General features: G+C 53.6%; 17 protein-coding genes and 1 tRNA gene. 7 read left to right on the top strand and 11 right to left on the bottom strand.

The window, feature by feature from the left end; all coding sequences use genetic code 11:
* The first annotated feature begins 62 nt into the window (after window positions 1-62).
* Window positions 63-590 (top strand): molybdopterin-guanine dinucleotide biosynthesis protein B, encoded by a 528-nt coding sequence (gene mobB, locus HK20_RS05310; protein WP_086646072.1) that lies wholly within the window; start codon window positions 63-65, stop codon window positions 588-590.
* Between the two features lie 17 nt (window positions 591-607).
* Here mobB and HK20_RS05315 read toward each other — a convergent pair whose 3' ends face one another.
* The 7 genes from HK20_RS05315 to aspT form a co-directional block, all read right to left on the bottom strand.
* Window positions 608-1,870, bottom strand: coding sequence for a molybdopterin molybdotransferase MoeA (locus HK20_RS05315; protein ID WP_233129081.1), 1,263 nt, complete (start codon window positions 1,868-1,870; stop codon window positions 608-610).
* Window positions 1,871-1,889: 19 nt separating this feature from the next.
* Window positions 1,890-2,810, bottom strand: coding sequence for a formate dehydrogenase accessory protein FdhE (gene fdhE / locus HK20_RS05320; RefSeq protein WP_086646028.1), 921 nt, complete (start codon window positions 2,808-2,810; stop codon window positions 1,890-1,892).
* Window positions 2,810-3,463 (bottom strand): formate dehydrogenase subunit gamma, encoded by a 654-nt coding sequence (locus tag HK20_RS05325; protein WP_086646029.1) that lies wholly within the window; start codon window positions 3,461-3,463, stop codon window positions 2,810-2,812. Before HK20_RS05325 ends, fdhE begins: the two co-directional genes overlap by 1 nt.
* Window positions 3,463-4,398 (bottom strand): formate dehydrogenase subunit beta, encoded by a 936-nt coding sequence (gene fdxH, locus HK20_RS05330; RefSeq protein ID WP_086646030.1) that lies wholly within the window; start codon window positions 4,396-4,398, stop codon window positions 3,463-3,465. Before fdxH ends, HK20_RS05325 begins: the two co-directional genes overlap by 1 nt.
* A gap of 9 nt (window positions 4,399-4,407) precedes the next feature.
* Window positions 4,408-7,461, bottom strand: a complete 3,054-nt coding sequence (fdnG, locus tag HK20_RS05335; RefSeq protein ID WP_086646073.1) for a formate dehydrogenase-N subunit alpha — start codon at window positions 7,459-7,461, stop codon at window positions 4,408-4,410.
* A 467-nt stretch (window positions 7,462-7,928) separates the two neighbouring features.
* Complete coding sequence (locus HK20_RS05340; RefSeq protein ID WP_086646031.1) at window positions 7,929-9,521, bottom strand: bifunctional aspartate transaminase/aspartate 4-decarboxylase; 1,593 nt, start codon at window positions 9,519-9,521, stop codon at window positions 7,929-7,931.
* 33 nt (window positions 9,522-9,554) lie between these two features.
* On the bottom strand, window positions 9,555-11,237 hold the full coding sequence (aspT, locus tag HK20_RS05345) for an aspartate-alanine antiporter (protein ID WP_086646032.1): 1,683 nt from the start codon (window positions 11,235-11,237) through the stop codon (window positions 9,555-9,557).
* A gap of 328 nt (window positions 11,238-11,565) precedes the next feature.
* Here aspT and HK20_RS05350 point away from each other — a divergent pair, with 328 nt between their 5' ends.
* On the top strand, window positions 11,566-12,471 hold the full coding sequence (locus HK20_RS05350) for a hypothetical protein (protein WP_233129088.1): 906 nt from the start codon (window positions 11,566-11,568) through the stop codon (window positions 12,469-12,471).
* Between the two features lie 64 nt (window positions 12,472-12,535).
* Here the strand turns inward: HK20_RS05350 and HK20_RS05355 are convergent, their stop codons facing one another.
* The 4 genes from HK20_RS05355 to HK20_RS05370 all read right to left on the bottom strand — a co-directional run bounded on the left by HK20_RS05355 (window position 12,536) and on the right by HK20_RS05370 (window position 17,099).
* Window positions 12,536-13,126: a methyl-accepting chemotaxis protein gene (locus HK20_RS05355; protein ID WP_086646034.1), complete on the bottom strand. Its 591-nt coding sequence runs from the start codon at window positions 13,124-13,126 to the stop codon at window positions 12,536-12,538.
* A 197-nt stretch (window positions 13,127-13,323) separates the two neighbouring features.
* Window positions 13,324-14,190, bottom strand: a complete 867-nt coding sequence (locus HK20_RS05360; protein WP_143296452.1) for a protoglobin domain-containing protein — start codon at window positions 14,188-14,190, stop codon at window positions 13,324-13,326.
* Window positions 14,180-16,363: an EAL domain-containing protein gene (locus tag HK20_RS05365; RefSeq protein WP_086646036.1), complete on the bottom strand. Its 2,184-nt coding sequence runs from the start codon at window positions 16,361-16,363 to the stop codon at window positions 14,180-14,182. Before HK20_RS05365 ends, HK20_RS05360 begins: the two co-directional genes overlap by 11 nt.
* A 662-nt stretch (window positions 16,364-17,025) precedes the next feature.
* Window positions 17,026-17,099, bottom strand: a tRNA-Gln gene (locus tag HK20_RS05370).
* Window positions 17,100-17,293: 194 nt separating this feature from the next.
* On the opposite strand from HK20_RS05370, the gene HK20_RS05375 reads away from it, so the two are divergent.
* The 5 genes from HK20_RS05375 (at window position 17,294) to HK20_RS05395 (ending at window position 20,789) form a co-directional block, all read left to right on the top strand.
* Window positions 17,294-18,424 carry a Ppx/GppA phosphatase family protein gene (locus HK20_RS05375; RefSeq protein WP_143296453.1) on the top strand — a complete coding sequence of 377 codons (1,131 nt, stop codon included), beginning with the start codon at window positions 17,294-17,296 and terminating at the stop codon, window positions 18,422-18,424.
* Complete coding sequence (locus tag HK20_RS05380) at window positions 18,421-19,206, top strand: RlmE family RNA methyltransferase (RefSeq protein ID WP_086646038.1); 786 nt, start codon at window positions 18,421-18,423, stop codon at window positions 19,204-19,206. Before HK20_RS05375 ends, HK20_RS05380 begins: the two co-directional genes overlap by 4 nt.
* Before the next feature lie 70 nt (window positions 19,207-19,276).
* Window positions 19,277-19,510, top strand: a complete 234-nt coding sequence (locus tag HK20_RS05385) for a sulfurtransferase TusA family protein (protein ID WP_086646074.1) — start codon at window positions 19,277-19,279, stop codon at window positions 19,508-19,510.
* A gap of 87 nt (window positions 19,511-19,597) precedes the next feature.
* Window positions 19,598-19,852, top strand: coding sequence for an exodeoxyribonuclease VII small subunit (locus HK20_RS05390; protein WP_172793731.1), 255 nt, complete (start codon window positions 19,598-19,600; stop codon window positions 19,850-19,852).
* 1 nt (window position 19,853) lies between these two features.
* The gene (locus HK20_RS05395; RefSeq protein ID WP_086646039.1) at window positions 19,854-20,789 is read left to right on the top strand and encodes a polyprenyl synthetase family protein; all 936 of its coding nucleotides are present in this window, start codon (window positions 19,854-19,856) and stop codon (window positions 20,787-20,789) included.
* The last annotated feature ends 67 nt before the right edge of the window (window positions 20,790-20,856 follow it).

The following is a 20,856-nucleotide window of genomic DNA, read 5'->3' on the forward strand; positions in this document are numbered from 1 at the left end:
TGCGTGTGTCCGCTTAAAAAGCAATGGCTCATTTCAACACAGTATGGACTAGCCTGCTCGTGATATCCCTTTACCGCAAACAACGGGTTTTTGGCATTATCGGGCGGAGTGGTTCGGGTAAAACGCACCTTGTTAGCCGCCTTATTTCTTGTTTTTGCCAACGCGGGCTAAGTGTTTCCACAATCAAACATACCCATCATGGGGTGGATATGGATACACCGGGAAAAGATACATTCCAGCATAGGCAAAGTGGGGCGGCGGAAGTTATGCTTGCAACACCATCGCGCTGGTTTTTACAGCACCAAAGCCCGACCCCACCCAAGCTGAATGACCTGCTCAAAGCCATGCAGCCAGTTGATCTGATTTTGGTGGAAGGGTTCCATGCCGATGTTCCGGCCTGTGTAGAAGTCTGGCGCCCTATAACCGGGAAAGAGCCGCTATTTATAAATAACCCTCATATTCAGGTTATTGCTACAGATAATATCCCTATGAAAAACCCAGAAGAAAAAAAGGTTTTTCTTCCCTTGGATGATACACAATCTATTGCTGATTATATTGAGAGTAATACTTTTTTGTGGAATATAATGTAAAAATACGCAGTCACATTCTATACATTGCAAAACAGTGTTGCGGAACACCAGTCTCCAATTTCTATAGCTTGCCCGGGAGGGACTTGCAGAATCCCATCAGCACGGGAAAAACAGAGAACGTCGGATGCACCTTGTGAAGGCACAAGAGAGAACACCCCTTCCTTACCACTTTGGGCGTAGGTAACCGGCATAAAGCCAGTTGCATCTGACAGAGCAGAAAAAGAAAAACTGCTTCTTCCCTGTATGGTTGGAAAGAATGTGAGGGTTGGTCTGTGCTCCATCCATGAACGGAGGAATGGCAGAACAAAAACCTGCGCGCATATAGCCGTAGCCCCCGGATTGCCGGGTAGGCAAAATACGGGCACCGGGCCTAGCCGCATAAGAGTAAACGGTTTGCCCGGCCGGATTTTGGCACGCCGGAACAGGCAGGCTGCGCCAAGCTGTTCCATAACCGGTAGCACATTATCTGTCTGCCCAACAGAAATACCCCCGGTGGTAACCAGAATATCCGAGTGTTCTGCCAGTTCAGATATGGCCGCTTGCAGGTCTTCACGGCTGTCAGAGCGCACAATGCGGCTCGTTACAGTTGCCCCCTGCCGCGTTAGCATTGCATGGAGTAGTGGGGTATTAATTTCCGCCCGGCTATCCGGGGCGGAGAGAGCAAACTCGGCCCCACTGGCAATAACACCCACCCGACAAGGCCTGTAAACCGGAACCTGTTTGATATTCTGGCTGACAAGAAGCGCTATATGCCGCCAGTCAAGCTTCTGGCCAGCGGTAAGCAGGGTAGAACCAACGGCAAATTCTTCCCCCACCCGGCGGATGTTTTTGCCAACGGCTATGTCGGACAGGGCAAGGTGGAGCAGACCGTCGTGCACTTCCACCCGTTCACGCGCGATTATGCAGTCTGCCCCTGTGGGTAGGCGGGCACCTGTTAGAATGGTCGCGGCAGTGCCCTTATTGTGGGGTGCAGGCTGGTCCCCGGCAACAACGTAATCCCGCAAGGGAATGGTGCAGCGTGCCTGGCCGGTATTCACAATATCAGCACAACAGAATGCATAACCATCCATGGCGGAAATATCGGCTTCTGGGCGTGGAGACAGCGCATGCAGTGCGGTGGCCAGAACGCGCCCATCGGCCTGATGGATGGGGACGTATTCAACTTCCGGGGCTGGCAGCGTTGTAACCAGCGCCGATAAAATACGTTGCGCGTGCTCGTAGCTTACCATGGCCGGGGCAGGTGTGTGTTCAGTAGCAGCCGATGGTTGAAGTAAGTGCACGCGACAGTCCGTAACGTTGTTATGCAGGGAAGGAGAACGGGTTAATACCTACACGCATAAAGCCTTCTGCTTCCATAGCACTGTCCAGCAGTAAGCTCCCCAGGTCATCAGCCACGGCTTCCAGTTCCGGGTCATAATCCAGACGGAGCGTTTTAATGTAGCTTTTGCAGTCCCCGCAGGTTTCGATCTGGATAGCAGATTTTGCGTCATCCAGCGTCCAGTGATCCATCTGCCCGCTGGCGTCACAGGCTACACAAACAGCTCGGACCCGGTGCCAGCGTACCTCGCACAAGCTGCATTGCAGGTAGCGTAACCCTTCGCGCGCGCCGCCCATAACAAGGCTGGCAACTGGCGGGGCATGGCAGCATGGGCAGTGTGTGGCATGCGCCAGAGGTTGTGTAATGCCCTCCCCTTGCTTGCGTGCAACAGCCTGCGCCCAGCAGGTAGAAAGGGCTGCCCACAGCACAACGGCAACACCGGCATCAACCTGCGCATAATCGGCCCGCAAAAGGTGCGTGGCGGCTTTGACAAGCTCCGTTTTGTCGGCAGACAGAGCGCCAAGTGCCTGAGCCACTTTTTGCGGAAGCATGGGCGCAAGCTGTGTCGCGAGTGTTGCGTAGGCAACCTGCCAGCACTGTATGTTGCCAAGGCTGTGTTCGAGTTCTGTTGTGTCGGAAATGCCCTGTTTGAGCAGGTTGTGAATGGCCTCTACATCAGCCTGCTCAAGAGGTGCTTGCGCAAGATTATCCTGCTGGGCCTGCACCAGATGCGTTAGAAAACGAAAATACTCTCCGTTCTCGCCCTGCAAAAGAGCCTGTGCCTTCAACCGTTCAATACGGCGGGCATAAAGTTTGTCCAGCATGGGGTAAATGGCTGGATCAATCGCCACAACCCCGGGGGTGCGTTTATCCGGGGCGACAATATCTGAACTGCTCAGCATCAGCCATGCCTTTTGGATGGCAGGGGTTTGGTCGGCGCGACTTCTTCTTCATACCAGCGGTCATGATGCTGCCGGGCCCATGCGCGTGAGACATAGCCACTGATCATGCCGCCAATGGAGCCACGCACCCAGATGCCCATGTAAATATGCCCGATAACCAGCAGGATAAGTGCCAGCCCGGCAACGGAATGCGCCAGAAGTGCAAGGCGGAGAACAGGGATGGGAAACAGCGCGGCAAAGTAAGCCCGCCAGATCATCAAACCGCTGACAAACAGCAGACTGATCAGGGACATAATGCCCCAGAACAGGATCTTCTGCCCCGCATTGTATTTGCCGATCTGGAGTTTTTGCCCGTGCTTGTTCAACAGCACATCCACAATATGCTTGAACCATGTCAGGTCCGTGCGCACAAAAAGGTTGTGGTGCACAAAACGGACAAACATGCACATAAGCAACCCAAAAACAGCAATGCCTAAAAAGGGATGCAGCACACGGGCAAGCTGTGGCGGGCCAAGCACATAACCCAGCCAGTTCAGGCTCGGGAAGAACCAGGACAGCCCTGAAAGAGCGACCAGCATAAAGCACGACACCATGCTCCAGTGGAACAGGCGGTCAATAAGCTTGGTACGTAAGACCAGATTGCTGTTGTCCATTATGCATCCCTCCCGTTGTCGTTCGGGCCCTGCCCTGCATCTTCCAGTTCTTTTTCTGGCTCAGCTGGCGGTGTTTCGTCAGTCGTGTTGGCACCAACGCCCATATAGTGGGCAAAAGCCCCGGCCAGAGTTGCAATAAACCCAAGCGCGCCTACGGGTTTAAGCCACTCTTTCCAGCCACGGACAACGGGGCTGATATGCGGGTCATCTGGCAGGCGGTGGTACAGGCTGGGCTGGTCCGCATGGGTAAGAACATACATAACATGCGTGCCCCCCACACCGGCGGGGTCGTAAAGCCCTGCGCCTTCATGGCCACGCCCTTTAAGTTCTTCCACCCGTGTGTCCGCAAGGTCGATCATCTCGGCTTTGGAACCAAAGGAGATTGCACCAGTCGGGCAGGTTTTAACGCAGGCAGGCTCCTGTCCCACGGCAACCCGGTCTGCGCAGAGAGTGCATTTGTAGGCCCGGTTGTCTTTTTTGCTGATGCGGGGAATATCAAACGGACAGCCCGCAACGCAGTAACCGCAGCCAATGCACTGTTCGGACTGAAAATCCACAATGCCGTTGGCAAACTGCAAAATGGCACCTGGGCTCGGGCATGCCTTCAGGCAGCCCGGCTCGGCGCAGTGCATGCAGCCTTCCTTGCGTAACAGCCATTCCAGTTTGCCCGCTTCATCCTCACGTTCATCAAAGCGGATAACGGTCCAAGTTTCCGGCGTCAGGTTGGCAGGGTTATCATACACCCCCACGTTGTGCCCGACCTCGTCCCGCAGGTCATTCCATTCCGAACAGGCGACCTGACACCCCTTGCACCCGGTGCAAAGGGAGACGTCAATCAGCTTGGCCACTTCCTGTTCATGACTGCGGGCCTGTGGCAGCGGCGTCAGTCCGTTGGTGGCGGAGCGGCGGATAATGTCTTGTGACTGCATACCCATCAGCGCACCTCAGACTTTCTCAACATTAACAAGAAAAGCTTTAAATTCAGGCGTCTGGGAGTTGGCATCCCCAATAGCCGGAGTAAGCGTGTTTGCCAGATACCCCTTTTGGGTCGCGCCCTTGAAGCCCCAGTGGCAAGGCACACCGACCTGATCCAGATCCTTGCCCATAACACTCAGGCGTTTGAGCCTTTTTGTGACCACGGCTTTGGCCTCGATATACCCCCGGTGGGAGGAAACACGCACCATATCGCCCGCAGCAATGCCAAGCTTGCCTGCCAGTTTGTCTCCAATTTCTACAAACTGTTCAGGCTGCATGATGGCATTCAGTCTGGAGTGTTTTGTCCAGTGCCGGAACAGCTCCGTAATGGAGTATGTTGTGGCCACATACGGATACTGGGCCGGGTCGCCCATACGGGGCTTTTCGTCCGCATAAAAGCGTGCAGCCGGGTTGCGGAGCGTGGTTTTACCCAGCGCAGAGGACAGAACCGGGGTTTCGGTTGGTTCGTAATGTTCCGGAAATGGCCCATCAACCAGCTTGTCACCACCGGCAAACAAGAGGCCAACGCCTTCACTGTGCATGATAAACGGCCCAACACCGCTATTGGGTGGAGACGTGACGGGGTAATCCGGCACATCGCCTCCCCCCCAGCGCTGTCCGTCCCAGGCAATAATCTGCCGCTTGGGGTCCCATGGACGCCCCTGCACGTCAAGCGAAGCGCGGTTATACAGGATACGGCGGTTGGCGGGCCATGCCCATGCCCAGCCGGGCGTGGTGCCCAGACCTGTATCGGTATTGTCGCGCCGGGCCATCTGGTTCCCTGCTTCGGTCCACGAGCCGGCAAAAATCCAGCAGTAGCTGGCTGTGGTACCGTCATCTTTCATGACCGAAAAATCAGGCAGCAGTTCGCCCCTGCGCACAACAACCCGCCCCTTGTCGTCCGTTATGTCGGCCAGTGCGTAGCCATTGGCTTCCTTGGCGACTTCTTCAGGCGTTGGGTCTTCGGGGTCCTGATAGTTCCACTGCATATTCAGGACAGGTTCGGGGCTTACGCCGCCTTCCTTGGCATACAGTGCCCGGAGCTTGGTAAAAATGGTGCCAATAATGCGGCCATCGTTCCACGCATCGCCCGGTGGTCTGGCGCCTTCGTAGTGCCATTGCAGCCAGCGTGCAGAATTGACGATAGACCCGTTTTCCTCCGCAAAGCAGGATGCAGGTAGCCTGAAGACTTCCGTCTGGATGTCCTCAGGCTTCGCATCATTAAAGGTGCCTTCATTCTGCCAGAAGTTGGCGGTTTCCGTATCCAGCGGGTCCATGGTGATCAGGAAGCGGAGCTTGGAAAGCGCATCACGCATGCGGTTTTTATCCGGCATGGCGGCAAGGGGGTTAAAGCCCTGCGCAATGTAACCGTTAACCTTGCCCTGATGCATCATTTCAAAATAGGCCAGCATATCGTAGCTGCGGTCCCATTTTGGCAGCCAGTCGTAACCCCAGTTGTTTGTGGGTGTTGCGTGGTCACCCCACAGGGTTTTCATCAGGCTGACAAAGAATTTGGGCGTATTGTGCCAGTAATTGACCTGCCCCGGTTCGTCCGCACGCGGGGTTACGGCTTGCAGGTAGGTATCCAGCGTCTGCTGGCTGTCCTTGGGCAGGTTCATATAACCCGGCAGGCGGAGCGACAGCAGCCCGAGGTCGGTATAACCTTGGATGTTGGAATGTCCGCGCAGGGCATTGAGGCCGCCACCGGGCATGCCAACATTACCAAGCAGAAGCTGAATCATGGCGGCGGTGCGGATGATCTGCGTGCCGTTGGTGTGGTGTGTCCAGCCCAGTGCGAACAGGATGGTTGACGTCAGGTCCGGTGCGCTGGTCGCTGCAAGGGTTTCGCAGACATGCAGGAAGTCTTTTTCTGGCGTGCCGGTAATCTGCGTTACCACATCGGGTGTATAGCGTGCGGCGTGCTCGCGTAGCAGGTTGATGACACAACGCGGGTTCTGCAACGTTGGGTCGGTAACGGCATACCCTTGCGCGTCACGCTCATAGGCCCAGGAAGACTTATCGTAGCTCCGCTTTTCAGCGTCGTAACCGCTAAACAGCCCTTCATGGAAGCTGAAGTCCTCACGCACCACAAACGATGCATTGGTGTAGGACTTCACATACTCATGCTGGATCTGGTCATGGGTGAGCAGGTAGTTGATCACCCCCAGCAAAAATGCGCCGTCCGAACCTGCGCGGATGGGGGCATAAAAGTCTGCTACGGCTGCACTGCGGTTGAACCGGGGGTCCACCACCATAACCTTGGCGCCGTTGCGGATTTTGGCTTCCATGACCCATTTAAAGCCAACCGGGTGCGCTTCGGCCGGGTTGCCGCCCATAATCAGCACAACGTTGGCGTTTTTAATGTCCACCCAGTTGTTGGTCATGGCGCCGCGGCCAAGGGTTGGACCAAGGGCAGAAACGGTGGGGCCGTGGCATAGGCGGGCCTGACAGTCCAGAGCCAGCATGCCCATGGACCGGGCGAATTTAAAATCCAGCAGACCGGTTTCGTTGCTGGCGGCGGAAGACGCCAGCATACCCGTTGTGAGCCAACGGTTAACGGTTTCGCCTTTTTCGTTCTTCGCTATGAAGTTCTTGTCACGATCATCCTTGAGCAGGCGGGCAATACGGTCCGTAGCCTCTTCCCAACTGATCCGGGTCCATTCCTTGCTGCCAGGGGCACGATAGGAAGGATAATGCAGGCGGCCTTCGCTGTGAATAAAATCCACCAGCCCAGCCCCTTTGGGGCATAGGGAGCCACGGCTTACAGGATGGTCTGGGTCGCCTTCGATATGGAAGATGCTGGGCTTGGCGTTTTTGGCACCGTCACCCAGAGAATACATGAGCAGCCCACAGCCAACCGAACAATATGTGCAATTGTTCCGTGTTTCCTTTGCACGTAGCAGCTTGTACTGCCGCGTTTCCTGCGCAAAAGCCTGTGGTGGGGCAAAACCAAGGGCAATGGCGCTGGCTCCCCCCACGCACGTTCCTGCACTTTTTAAAAACTCTCTGCGCCCCAGAGCCATCTGAACCATCCCGGTTTTGTAAAGAAATAGTAATAATGAACCTGTATATATACTTTGCAAATTAAAGCATTGATCAGGATCACATTGGCGTGCTGTACCGCCAGATATTCGTGCTTTTATGCATAAATGCCGGGGAGTGTGGCACAATTGCAAGCACGAAACGTGCCAACTGACCCCGAAGTGGGGAAAATACAGCAGTTATCTATATTTGTGTGCATATAGATATATGGCGGGATATTTTTAAATTATACTTAATCTGCACAATGACACTGCAATTCCAGAAGCCACTTCCCTGCTCTTCATGAGGTGGGGGATGGAAGGAACCAGCCATCAGATTATTCATTGGTAGAGTAGGCGACGGATAGCACATATAAAAATAGTGTGGTGCATATTACTGCACCACACTATTGTATGAAAACTGTTCCCAATACCTAGAAGAAAATTATCTCGTCTTTAGGTATTTGGAATTATGCGTCGCTTTTCAAAAACTCTTGGTAATATTCGTCTGCCATCTTGCGCAAAGAACGCCCGATGGCTGCATACTGATATTCGCTCAGATTCGCTAAAGATGCACGGGCTGCGGGCTTTTGCACCCCAAAGCCTTCACCAGGCAGAAGAACAATGCCGGTTTCATCAGCTATGCGGAACAGCATTTCGCCCGTGCTGGCGCGCTTGAGCATCCACTTGGCGAACTTTTTGCCATACAGTTCACGCGCAACCGTTTCCAGGTCGATGAGCGTATAATAGTCAACTGCGTTGGCGTCTTCCTTGGGTTCAACACCAAGTTCGCGGTAGAGCGTTGCTTCCCTGCGACGAATAACTGCCTTGAGAGAAGCCTTGTAATGGCCGGTTTCGTCCATCAGGGCAAAGAGGGCGAACAGCACCATCTGCACCTGCTGGGGGGTGGAAAGGCCGGCTGTATGGTTCAGGGCGACTGCACGGCTGTCTGCCACAAGACGATCAATGAACTTGAGTGCGCCGGCATCTGTTGTCAGGCTGGAATAACGCCGCCCGAGGTCTTTGCGCACGCCTTCGGGAAGAGCACGGAGCAGGCCATCAATGGCGTTGTCCTTGTGAACGCCAATAACGCCCAGACGCCAGCCGGTTGCCCCAAAATATTTGGAGAAGGAGTAAACCAGAATGGTGTTGGCCGGACACACCGCATAAAGGGAGCGGAAGTCATCTGCAAAAGTGCCATACACATCATCAGTCAGGATCATCAGGTCAGGACGATCATTTTTGACAATGGATGCAATCAGTTCCAGCGAGGTGTCATCCATTTTAACGGATGGCGGATTGCTGGGGTTGACGCAGAAGAAGATTTTAACCGCCGGGTCCTTCAGCTTTTCCAGTTCAGAAGCAGGATACTGCCAGTTCATGCTCGGGTCGGCATGAATGGAAACCACTTCCAGCCCGTATTCGTCCAGCTGTGGGATTTCAATGTAAGGCGAGAAAACGGGTAGACCGATAGCGACTTTATCTCCCTTCTTCACCAAGCCATTCTGCTTGAGCGTGTTGAAGATATAAGCCATGGCGGCAGTGCCGCCTTCGGTTGCAAAAAAGTCCGTGCTTTCAACCGGCAGGGCGCTGCCCACCATTTCACGCAGCACGTAGTGGCCTGCAATCTGCTCGCTCATGCTCAGCATGCGTGGTGGGGTTGGGTAATTGCACCCCAGAATGCCCTCAACCATTTCATGCAGGAAGGCGGAAGCGGAAAGCCCCATTTGGTCGCGCACATAGCTGAGTGCTCGACCCAGAAAGAAAATGCCGCTTTTGTCACGGTTGTCAGCCAGAAAACGCTCAAAGCGTTCTTCAATGCCTTCCACACGTGCCTGACCGCCCACGCCAGCCGTCATGTAGGAAAATGACAGTTCAGATTCCGAAACGGCAAACTGACCAAGGTGGAAAAAAGCCGAGCGAGGGAGCGTGGCCAAAAAATTCGGGTTGCCGCGGCCAGCATTCAGCATGGCGCGGTCTGTATGGCTGGATGCCAGACGAATGAGTTCGTCTTTCAGCTCAAACGGGCTGAGATCTTTGAACTTGGCGTAATCAATAGCCATCGTGTTCTCGCTTTCAGAAAATGCAAAACAGGGTCAGGAAAAAGCAACAACCAAAGGCCCGAGCAGGGTCAGCAGTACGTTTGCCACGGCATAGGTAATGGCAAAGGGGGTTGTTGGAACAGAATTGCCAGCTTTGTTCAGGACTTCCCCAAAAGCCGGATTGGCACTGCGTGAGCCAGCCAGAGCACCTGCAAAAATGGCAGTATTATCGTAACGCAGCACATAACGGCCGAACAGCATGGTCAGCACAAGCGGTACAAGCGTTACAACAACCCCGAGCATGAACAGCGTAACGCCGTGCTCGACAATGGTTGCCACAGCCTGCTGGCCGGTTTGCAGCCCAGTGACCGCAACAAAGCCGGAAAGGCCAAGGTCCACCAGCAGAGCGGAAGATGCCACCGGCATATTCCCTTTTGTGCTATGCTTGCTCTGGTACCAGCCAAACAAAAGGCCGGATAGCAAAGCGCCCCCACCACTGCCCAAAGTCAGGGGAACAGAGCCCAGACGCACAACCACCAGCCCCATCAACAGGCCCAGAACCAAGCCGCAGCCATGGAAAACAAGGTCGGTTTTTATGCTGCTGGTCAGGATTGGCCCCAACTGGGCTGCAACGCGCTGTACATCCTGACTGGTGCCATAGAGCGAGATAATATCGCCCGATACGGCACGCAGGTCAGCATTCAGAGGAACGGGCTTTCCGTTCCGGCTGACACCCATCAGGTAAACGCCATGCCGTGCGGATGCTGCGAGCTGCTGCACACATTCTGGCATCGTCTTGCCAAAAAATACCTTGTTGGTCAGGGCAATGTCGCGACGCACCATGGTGACATCCATGCCGTCTGCGTTACGCATTTCCTTGCCCAGCGTCTGCCCGGCAGCAATAACATCGGCCCGGTGCCCAAAGAGCAGGACAACATCCCCTGCGGCAAGCTGTGTTTCTGGTGCAAGACCGAGGATACTGCCGTTGCGGCGTATCTGCTCCACGGTAACAGCGGGTGTTTCTATCTGGCTAACCGTTTGTCCGCTTTGCGCAACGGTAAAAATACGCCCGACCAGTTCCGGCAACGCAGATTGTTCACCGTCTGCATAAATATGCACACCACCCATCTGCGCGGCTTCGGCCTTTAAGGCGTCTTCGCGAATACCGCGCTTTGTGAGCCAAGGCAGAATATTAACGCAAAGAATAATGGGGCCCAAAGAGCCAAAAATATAGGTAACCGCGTATCCAACCGCGACATTCCCCTGCATCTGCTGGACCTGCGCCAGCGGAAGCCCCATTTTTTCCAAGGCGGAACTGGCTGTTCCAATAATGGCGGACTGGGTGAGACCACCTGCGGCAATGCCAGCAGCCAGCCCTTTGTCCAGATGGAAGATACGGGCAACGGTTACAACAGTCAGCAGGCCACTTACGGCCAGAACAACAGCCATAAGCACTTCCCGCATGGATTGACGCCCCAGCGAGCGAAAAAACTGCGGACCGCTTTGAAAACCAACGGCATAAATAAAGAGTGCAAACAGCACGGCCTTAATGCCGGAATCAATGTGAATACCAATTTGACTGATTGCAACAGCGGCAAGCAGTGATCCAGCTACCCCACCAAGCTGGAAGGAACCAAAGCGGATTTTTCCTATAGCGTAGCCAATTGCAATGGCCAGAAACAGCGCAATTTCTGGGCATGAATTGAGCAGCGTTTTAACAAAATTCGTTATTTCCATGCAGTAGGAACTTCGCTTCTCTGGTTTTCAAAGCCTACATTTCTGTTGTGACAGGCTGTGCTGTCAAGTGACTCTTTGAGGGATTGCAAATAATACCGGCAACAATAGTTGCAATCCCGGATTGTTACGGTATGACTACAAAGTAAATATTCGTGTTTCAATCGGTATTATTTCCATACTGTATGGATTTTTTCGTTGGTCGATGTTATACGGGCGACCCCCATATGATCTGTATTAAGTGCGGCAAAGAACGATAAAAATGATAGGTAGAACAACAATAAATTATCAGAAATTGCTTGCTGCATCCGGGGTCCTGCTGACTTTTTACATGGGAACAGCGCGCGCGGCAGATGGGCAGTGGTACACAGGCTCACTCGTCTCCCCTTCCGGGGCAGAAGCGCATGCGGGTCTTATTGGTATTGAACCCTATTATAGCTACACACAGCCGATTGGCCGCTTTGCGTCGGACGGCACCAGCCATCCGCAGCATCCACGGCAACAGACGTTTAGCAACTCCACCATGTGGAAGTACGGTATTACTGACCATATCAGTATTCAGGCACATACCGTGGTTAATTACGGTTGGGAGCGTGGGCAGGGCCATTCTTCCGGGCCTAAGTTCGGCGATTTTCCAGTAGATATGGTCTGGCGGTTTGTGGACCCTAATCCTAAAAAATACATTCCGGCCTTTAATCTTTTTGCCGGGGTGTATTTCCCTACGGGGGATTATAACAAACTACAGCACAAACAGGACAGTAGTGGTACGGGGGCCTATGTGTTCCGTATGGCCATTACTGAGCAATCTACTTACGTTATAAATGGTGGTCACGCCTTGCGTTTGCGCACATGGGGGTGGTTCCGCCATGCGCTTGCTTCTACACATCTGGAAGATGTGACGAGCTATGGCACTGGCAACGGCTTCCATGGTCGTGGTCGCCCTGGAATGAGTGGGCAGACAGGCTTTTCTCTGGAATATGGGCTGAATCATTCGTGGGTTCTGGCCATGGATCTGGCGCGAGACTGGGCAAACGGTTCTCGCATATGGGGCACCAACGCTACGGGCAAGCATGTTGACCGCATTGCCTCCAGCAGTGGTGACTGGCAGATCGCGCCTGCTGTGGAATATAGCTGGAGCCCTCGTTTTGGGGTTATTGTTGGCTCTGCAATCTATTATGCTGGCCACAATACAGGTGTTAAAGTTTCGCCGCAGTTTGCGGTGAACATGATTTACTAAAAATAAAAAAGGCATCTCATTACGTAAATGAGATGCCTTGATGTGAGCCAGAGAGCCGAGCGAATTACGCCAGCGTAAATTCGTTCAGCAATCCTTTAAGCTGGCGGGCCTGTTGTGCCATGCCGGAGCTTGCTGCTGAGGTTTCTTCCACCATTGCCGCGTTCTGGCGAGTGCCCTGATCAATGGTGGAAACTGCATTATTGACTTCCTGCAAAGCCGTAGCCTGTTCGGAGGCTGCTTCTGCAATGGCTTTCAGGTGATCGCCAATATCCGCCACGCTTGAGATAATGGTGCTGATGGCGTGCCCTGCTTCTTCCATGATCGTAACACCGGACAGAACCTGCCCACGGGATGTTTCGACCAGTTCCTTGACCTCTTTGGAGGCATTTCCTGCCCTGTTGGCAAGATCACGGATTTCCTGAGCCAGAACGCGGAACCCACTCCCCGCCTCACCTGCCCGCGCTGCTTCTACGCCAGTATTGAGCGCGAGCAGGTTGGTCTGGATGGCAATGTTGGACATAACATTGGTAATTTTGCTGATAGCCTCGGAGGAGCGCTCAATTTCAGACATCGCGGCCGTTGCGCGATTGATCATGACCCCGAACTGTTCAGTAATATTCTGGCAGTTGTTCACAAAAGCATTGGCTTCTGTCACGCGTGCTGCTGTGGAAGTTACAGTTGCTGTAATCTGTTCAACCGCAGCCGCTGTTTTTTCAACCGAGACAGCCTGCTGTTCAGTCCTGTGTGCCAGATCCTGTGCAGCCGTATTGATTTCGCCTGCCGTAATATCAATGGTTTCTGTTGTGTCGTTAACAATCCCGAGGGTTTCACGCAGGGATTCAATGGCGCCGTTCAGATTATCGCGCAGCGGGATATAAGCGGATTATCGCGCAGCGGGATATAAGCGGAAGGCAGTTCCTTGTCCATTTTCTGGGACAGATTGCGCTCTGCAACTTCGCTCAGGATAATCCCAAAGCTGTCCGCCACAAAAGTCTGTTCTCTCAGGATTACTTCATCCCGTGATTTCTGGCGGGCTTTTTCAGCTTCTTCCAGATAAACGGAGATTGTTAAATCCATTTCAAGCATGACCGCCTTGCACAGGCTGGCAATGGCTTCCCCCATTTCTTCTGTGGAAATGGTTGCTTTTTTGGCAAAAAGACCGGTTTTTGGCGTCAGATCAGAGATAATGCTCCGGATCAGGTGATCCAGAACAATGGTGTAGCCGCCAATGTACCAACGCGGCTCTAAACCAATCCGTGCATGGACACTGCCAATGGTATGCACTTTTTCTGCATATTTCTGATCAAAATTGGCAGAGGAAATATTTTTCCAATGTTCCTGCTGGGCATGCTTTGCATGCGCAATTTTTGCTTCTGTTGGAAAAAAGGATCTGGTTTCAGGTGTCTTGCGAACCTGCTCGTAAAAAATATCCAGTGCAATTGGCAGTTCGCGATCAATAATATCCTTGATCAGGCGAATGGAGGCGCAATCCTTGTCCGTTAACTGCATGAATTTGCGACGATATTCCAGATCCGCAAAATCCTGCGCACGATTTTGTGAGTGTCTTATTTCCGTAGAGATGCTATTCATTTTTATTCTCCTACTTCTGTTTTTCTGAGGTTCCTTTTCTGGTCGGGAATGCCCTCCCGGCCAGAAGATGCCTCGGTAATTTAGATAACGTTTTTGAAGAACAGGTATGGACGCCAGACTATGGCGCAAAGGCTGGTCGGGTCTGCATCCAGTGCAGAAGGTCACCCGGGGGCATAGGACGGGCAAACAGGTATCCCTGCATAACGTCGCAGCCCATGGTGCGTAGTCGGGCTTCCTGGAACGTGTCTTCCACGCCCTCTGTCACGACATGCACGCCAAGTCGTTTGCCGATATTGATCGCCGCTTCCGTGACGATAAGAGAGCTGACGTCTTTTTCGAAATTGATGATAAAGCTGCGGTCGATCTTGATTTCGGTCAGTGGCAGATGGGAAATGCGCGACAGGGACGAAAACCCCGTGCCAAAATCATCAAGCGACAAACCAACACCAATTTCACGCAGGGCGGTAAGCGTTGTCATTGTCTCAATGTTCTGCTGCATCATACCGCCTTCCGTTATTTCAATGGTCAGGCGGTTGGCTGCAAGGTTGTAACGCGCAAGCAGGTTGACAATCTGTTCTGTCAGGCTTGGGTTGCTAAAGTGTGCGGCGGACAGGTTTACGCTAACAATGGGAACGTGCAGCCCGGTTTCATCCCATTTCACAAGCTGAATGCAGGCCTGCTCCAGTGACCACAAGCCAATGGCTTCGATCTGGGCAGTTTCTTCGGCAATGGGAATAAAGCGTGAAGGCGGAATGGTACCTAATGTTGGATGATGCCAGCGTGAAAGCGCTTCCACCCCATACAGCATGTTGTTTTTAATGCTGATCTGGGGTTGGTAAAACAATTCGAGTTCAGAATCCTGAATGGCCTTGCGCAAAGCCGAACCGATGATAACGCGTGCCCGGACATCATCATTGGCAATGCTCCCCAAAAGCCGGAAGCTTTTACGCGCCGTCTTTTTGGCCTCAAGCATGGCCATCTCGGCCCGGTTCAGAATATGCTCGATTTCAAGGCCATCATCCGGGTACAGGCTTATGCCAATACTCAACGAGATGATAATTTCCTGATTATTGATAACAACCGGCTCACGCATTGCCGCAGTCAGATTATCAGCAAAGGTGTTGGCTATGTCATGGTCCCCGTTGGGGATGATCACAACAAAATCGTCACCACCCAGTCGGCCGATTATGAAGTTGCTTCGGCATTGCGAGGTAAGGCGCTGGGCCATGGTTTGTAAAAGGGCATCCCCTTTGTCATACCCCATCAGGTTGTTGATGTCTTGGAACAGATCAACATCCAGCACGAGCAAGGCGAATGGAGCGCTTGCAGCCTGAAGGGTCATATCCTTCAGGATTGTTGTGACGGCATTACGGTTGAGTAGTCCTGTTAGCGCGTCATAGCGATCCAGGCGGCTGAGCTGCAAGCGGGTTTTGCCGCGCTCGATAATAGCGGCGCAGGAGGGCACGCAACCCGCAACAATTTTTTGAGGCCAGTTGGTTATTTTGTCCCGATTACGCGAGTAAAGGGCAAAAATGCCAATCAGCTCCCCTGCCCCGTTGCAGATGGCAGAAGCCCAGCAATCCAGAAACTCGCTTTCATACCCGCCGCCAGATTCAGCGTTCCAGACAATGGCGCGTGCTTCTTCAGGGGCTTGGGTTAGCGCTATTATATCCGCGTCAGTCAGGACAATGCGCATAAGCATTGCAATTTTTCTGCGCGATAATCCCTCCCCGGAGAGAATCTCAAGATTTTGTTCAGAGTTTACCTGTAAAAGGACAGCAACACTGTTGGGGACAAGCTGTTCAGCCTCTGAACAGAGCATGTCCGCAATGTCCTGTTCTGGAGATTCTCCAGAGAGTTCATGGAAAACACGGTTCTGGAGGTCCAGTATTTTTCTGCGATGGCTTTCCTCGGTCACCCCTTTAAGGAAAGCCATGTAATAGCGCTGCCTGTCCGGCCCGATGATGGCGGTGGAAATCGACATTTCAGCCGCGACATAATCGCCATTGGTACGGCTGAACACAACCTCGCGCGAGGTGCCGACAATATGATTAACGCCAGTATTGCGGTTGTGGTTAATGTAGCCGTCATGCTGTTCGCGATGTTCCATCGGCACAAGGCAGTTCACGTTTTTGCCAATTACGTCTGCCGCAGAACAGCCCCAGAGTTGCTCGGCCGCAGTGTTGAAAAACACAATGTGATTAAGCTGGTTAATAATAACAACGCCATCGGCTGCCTGCTCAAGCATATCAAAATATAATGTCGTGTCGTGCGACAGAGTGAGAGATTCTGAATTGAGCATTGTTAAGCCTTGAATGCGTAAAGGACTATGCAGTGTTTCTGGGCGCAGGCGTTATTTGGGAGAAGGTGTAGCCGACTGACCTCTATTGCGATTACTAATTCCGCAAGCATGGTCCCTGCGGTGAACAACCCGAGGTTTAGTCATTGTTAAACAATGACAACCTCAAAACCTCTTGTAAGTGTACGAAATAACAACCCCGCGCAGCCATATCGAAGTCCTTGTAACTGCGATACAGAGCTAGAATATCAAACGCATCACCTAATTTTTATTCATCTACGCTACCACAAAAGAATAATTTTTTGATAATATCAAGCCCGTTTAGGGTTTGTTAACAGAATTTCACTCGATTTGGCATGTCGTGGCTCTGGATGAATGCCTGAACGGCAGAAGAGTATGCTTTATTCGAGTAATGCTTTATTTATTCTCAATTCAAATAAATAAATTCATCTTATTCTTTGCGCGATGATTCTGTTCTCGATTCACTAAACTCGATAGATTTTCGCTCGGATTCAGTGCTGATGTCGCGGGGAGGTCGTGAGATCATTGTGGAAGTTGCAACAGGCGGCAAAACACATAAGCTGCCACTTTTGCTCGTTCTGCATCGCTCATGCAGGCAACTGCTCTGATAGCTAATGTGGAATTTTATATTTTACGGGAAAAAGTGGCTGGGGGACCTGGATTCGAACCAGGGCTGACCGGGTCAGAGCCGGTAGTTCTACCGCTAAACTATCCCCCAGCAGGACGACGCTTTAGAAGTGTAAAACACCACTTCCTTGCCGGTGACGCTCTACTAGCACCGTCATATTGGGCTTGCAACCCCATCCAACAAAAGAATTTTGTTTTGGGCGCATATTTATCTTGTCCCCAGGCGTCGTGGTCCCCAGAATAAGAGTAGATTCAGCGCAACCCTAACAACCAAGGACCGGACAGATGGATCACCCTCTTCCCTGGACCGGCCCCTCGGTCAACAGGCTTTTCCCCCCTTCGCAGGGTATGAGCGGGGATCCGGATCTGTTTGGCGCTCTTGATCTGGGCACTAATAATTGCCGCCTGATGATTGCAGCACAAACCGCCGGGGGGTTCCGGGTGGTGGACAGCTTCACCCGTACTGTACGGCTGGGGGAAGGCCTGCATCATACAGGTCGCCTGAGCGAGGATGCCATGGGGCGCACGGTTGAAGCGCTGCAAATTTGTGCGGACCGACTGGCGCGGCGCAATGTGGGCATGTTTCAGGCGGTCGCAACAGAGGCCTGCCGCCGTGCGGTAAATGGGCAGGATTTTATTGAGCGTGCTCAGGCTGCAGCCGGGTTTGACATCCATATTATATCCGGCCGGGAAGAAGCTACTCTGGCAGTCGAAAGTTGCGCGAACCTTATTCATAATCCCCGTTTCGGCTCACCTCGGAACCGGGCTCTGCTTTTTGATATTGGCGGTGGTTCTACGGAAGTGGCGTGGATCCGTAGCGATACTGCTCAGCAAACGGAATCCCTGATCGGCTACCTTAGCCTGCCTGTGGGCGTGGTCACCCTGTCGGAGCAGTTTGGGCCGATGGAAGATCTAACGCCAGAGCGCTACCGTGCCATGGTGGACCATACCCGCTCATTCCTGAATGATTTTGAAGCAGTTCACCGTATCCGTTCAGAGATCCGCCGCAATCAGGTGCGGCTGATCGGTACGAGTGGCACGGTCACAACTCTTGCCAGTCTTATTCTTAATCTCCCGCGCTATGCCCGGGCTGCGGTTGACGGGTCACTGCTGCCTGCCAGCAGCGCACGGCTTGCCATGCGCAAGCTGCAGGATATGGGGTTGAGTAATATTGAGAGCCATCCGTGTATTGGCCCTGACCGCGCTCCTTTTGTCCTGCCCGGCTGTGCTATTTTTGAAGCTATTCACGATATATGGCCAATGCAGGATATTATTGTTGCGGATCGTGGGTTACGAGATGGCATGATTCTTCGCATGCTGCGCAAAGCCTCCCCCATGTCACGCCGTTCTGCGCGGTCCCATCATGCCAAGCAGGCTCACTCCACACAGAATTTGATTCAGGCAACAGGTTTATGAGCGACAAGAAACCCCGTTCGTCCGGGCACTCTTCCACACTGCGCGTTCCAGGGCGCGCGCGTAAAAGCAGCGCAACTCCCGGTAGTAAGCTGGCAAAGGATGATTCCGATGCCCCGCAGCGGATGCGTACGCAAACAGTGTCCCTCAGGACCGCGCGGGGGCGGACGACAGCCCAGCAGAAATGGCTGGCTCGCCAACTGAACGACCCATATGTGCAGGCCGCTCACAAGCAGGGGTGGCGCTCCCGCGCCGCGTTCAAGCTGATTGAGCTGGATGACAAGTTCCGCCTGATCCGCCCGGGTATGCGCGTGGTGGATCTGGGAGCCGCCCCTGGGGGGTGGACACAGGTGTTGGTTAAGCGTGGCGCGGCTCAGGTGGTGGGGGTTGACTTGCTGCCGGTTGACCCTGTGCCCGGCGCTGAAATCATAGAAGGGGATTTTACCGACCCCGACATGGCCTCCACTCTAACAACCATGCTGGGCGGTAAGGCAGATCTTGTTGTCTCGGACATGGCGCCCAATACTACCGGGCATGGGCCGACTGATCACATCCGCATTATTGGTCTGACAGAAGAAGCCTTGCATTTTGCATTTGAAATTCTGGCCGAAGGTGGCGGTTTTGTGGCTAAGGTGTTTCAGGGTGGGTCTGAAAAAGCCATGCTGGACACCTTGAAGCAGGCATTCTCTCTTGTGCGCCACGCCAAGCCCCCGGCCAGCCGTAAGGATTCGGCGGAACTCTATGTTGTGGCAACGGGTTTCAGGCCGCACAGGCTCAAGGACTGAACATGCCGCATGGCATGCAGGCAGCATGTTCGATTGGGGTGCCCCTGAATCTACGGTATGAAGTGTGATCATGAGTGAGACTGTTCTTGATGTCAGGGGTTTGAGTTGCCCCCTGCCTGTCCTCAAAGCCAACCGTGTTCTTCGTGGCTTGCCCGAAGGGGCGCGCCTGCGGGTTTTGGCGACTGACCGGGCATCAGTATCCGATTTTCAGGTGTTCTGCAGGGAGACGGGGCATGCCCTTGTCTCTTTTGCAGATGAAAACGGAGTTTTCGCCTTTACGATCAAACGGCGTGCGCAAGGCTGATAATTTTCAGTCATAGCTGAAATTCAACCAGTCATTGACAAGCAAGGCTTGGCAGAAGGCCCCTACTCGCGCTATTGGCTGCCCTTCATGAAGGATAGGGACGCCCGCACGATGCCGGACAACATCACTTCGCTGTCTTTTGAAGAAGCGCTTTCCGAACTGGAAAAAATTGTGCGCGGCTTGGAAGGCGGCCAGATGAAGCTGGAAGATGCCATTAAGGCATATGAGCGCGGTGCGGCCCTGCGGCAGCATTGTGAGGCCAAGCTAAGTGAAGCTGAAGCCCGCGTGCAGGCGATCGTGCAACGGTCCGACGGGTCGTTGGACATGAAACCGATGGACTGAGATGTCGATGACTGAGCCGACACAAACCACAATCATTCGCGCAACTGATGCTGCGCTCCTCAAACAGGACATGAGCGCGCGTGCGAGCGTGATAGAAAGCACGATCGACGCTCTGCTTCCGCCTACAAAGGGAGGCGATGCGCGGCTGATAGACGCCATGCGCTATGCCACTTTAGGTGGCGGCAAGCGCCTGCGCGGCTATCTGGCGGTTACAGCCGCCAGCCTGTTCGGCGTGCCGGAGAGCCAGTCCGCCAGAGTGGCAGCTTCCGTTGAGATGCTGCACGCTTACTCCTTGGTGCATGATGACCTGCCCGCCATGGATGATGATGACATGCGCCGCGGTCAGCCCTCCACGCATCGCAAGTTTGACGAGGCAACGGCTATTCTGGCCGGGGATGCCCTGCAGACCAGAGCGTTCGAAATTCTTGTCGCAGCCCACACGCATGCAAGTGCGGATGTGCGCATCGACCTGATCCAGAGCTTTGCGGAGGCCTCCGGTGCCGCTGGCATGGTCGGCGGGCAGATGATTGATATGGAAGGTGAAGGGCGCGCCCTGCCGTTGGACGAAGTCCGCCACCTGCATGCGCTTAAAACTGGCTGCCTTATCCGTTACTCGGCTGAGGCTGGTGCCATTCTGGGGCAGGCTTCGGCTGATCTGCGCAAGCGCCTTAGGGCATATGGTGCCAATATCGGTGCCGCATTCCAGATAGCGGATGATGTGCTGGACGCCACAGCCACAGCCGAAGAACTGGGTAAAACCGCAGGTAAGGATGAAGCCTCCGGCAAGTCCACGTTTGTGGCGCTCCTTGGGATTGATGGCGCAAGAAACGAGGCTGCACGCGTAACCGAAGCCGCGATTGCCGAACTCGCACCTTTTGGTGCGCAGGCTGACCGGCTGCGAGATCTTGCCTACTACGTGATCGAACGGAGAAACTGAGATCATGGCCGACCAGAACGCCGCGTCACCGATTCCCACTTTTGGCCGTTTTCCTGCGCTGGATCGT

Origin of the sequence: Acetobacter sp. DsW_54 (assembly GCF_002153575.1) — a bacterium.
GTDB classification, from domain to species: domain Bacteria; phylum Pseudomonadota; class Alphaproteobacteria; order Acetobacterales; family Acetobacteraceae; genus Acetobacter; species Acetobacter fabarum.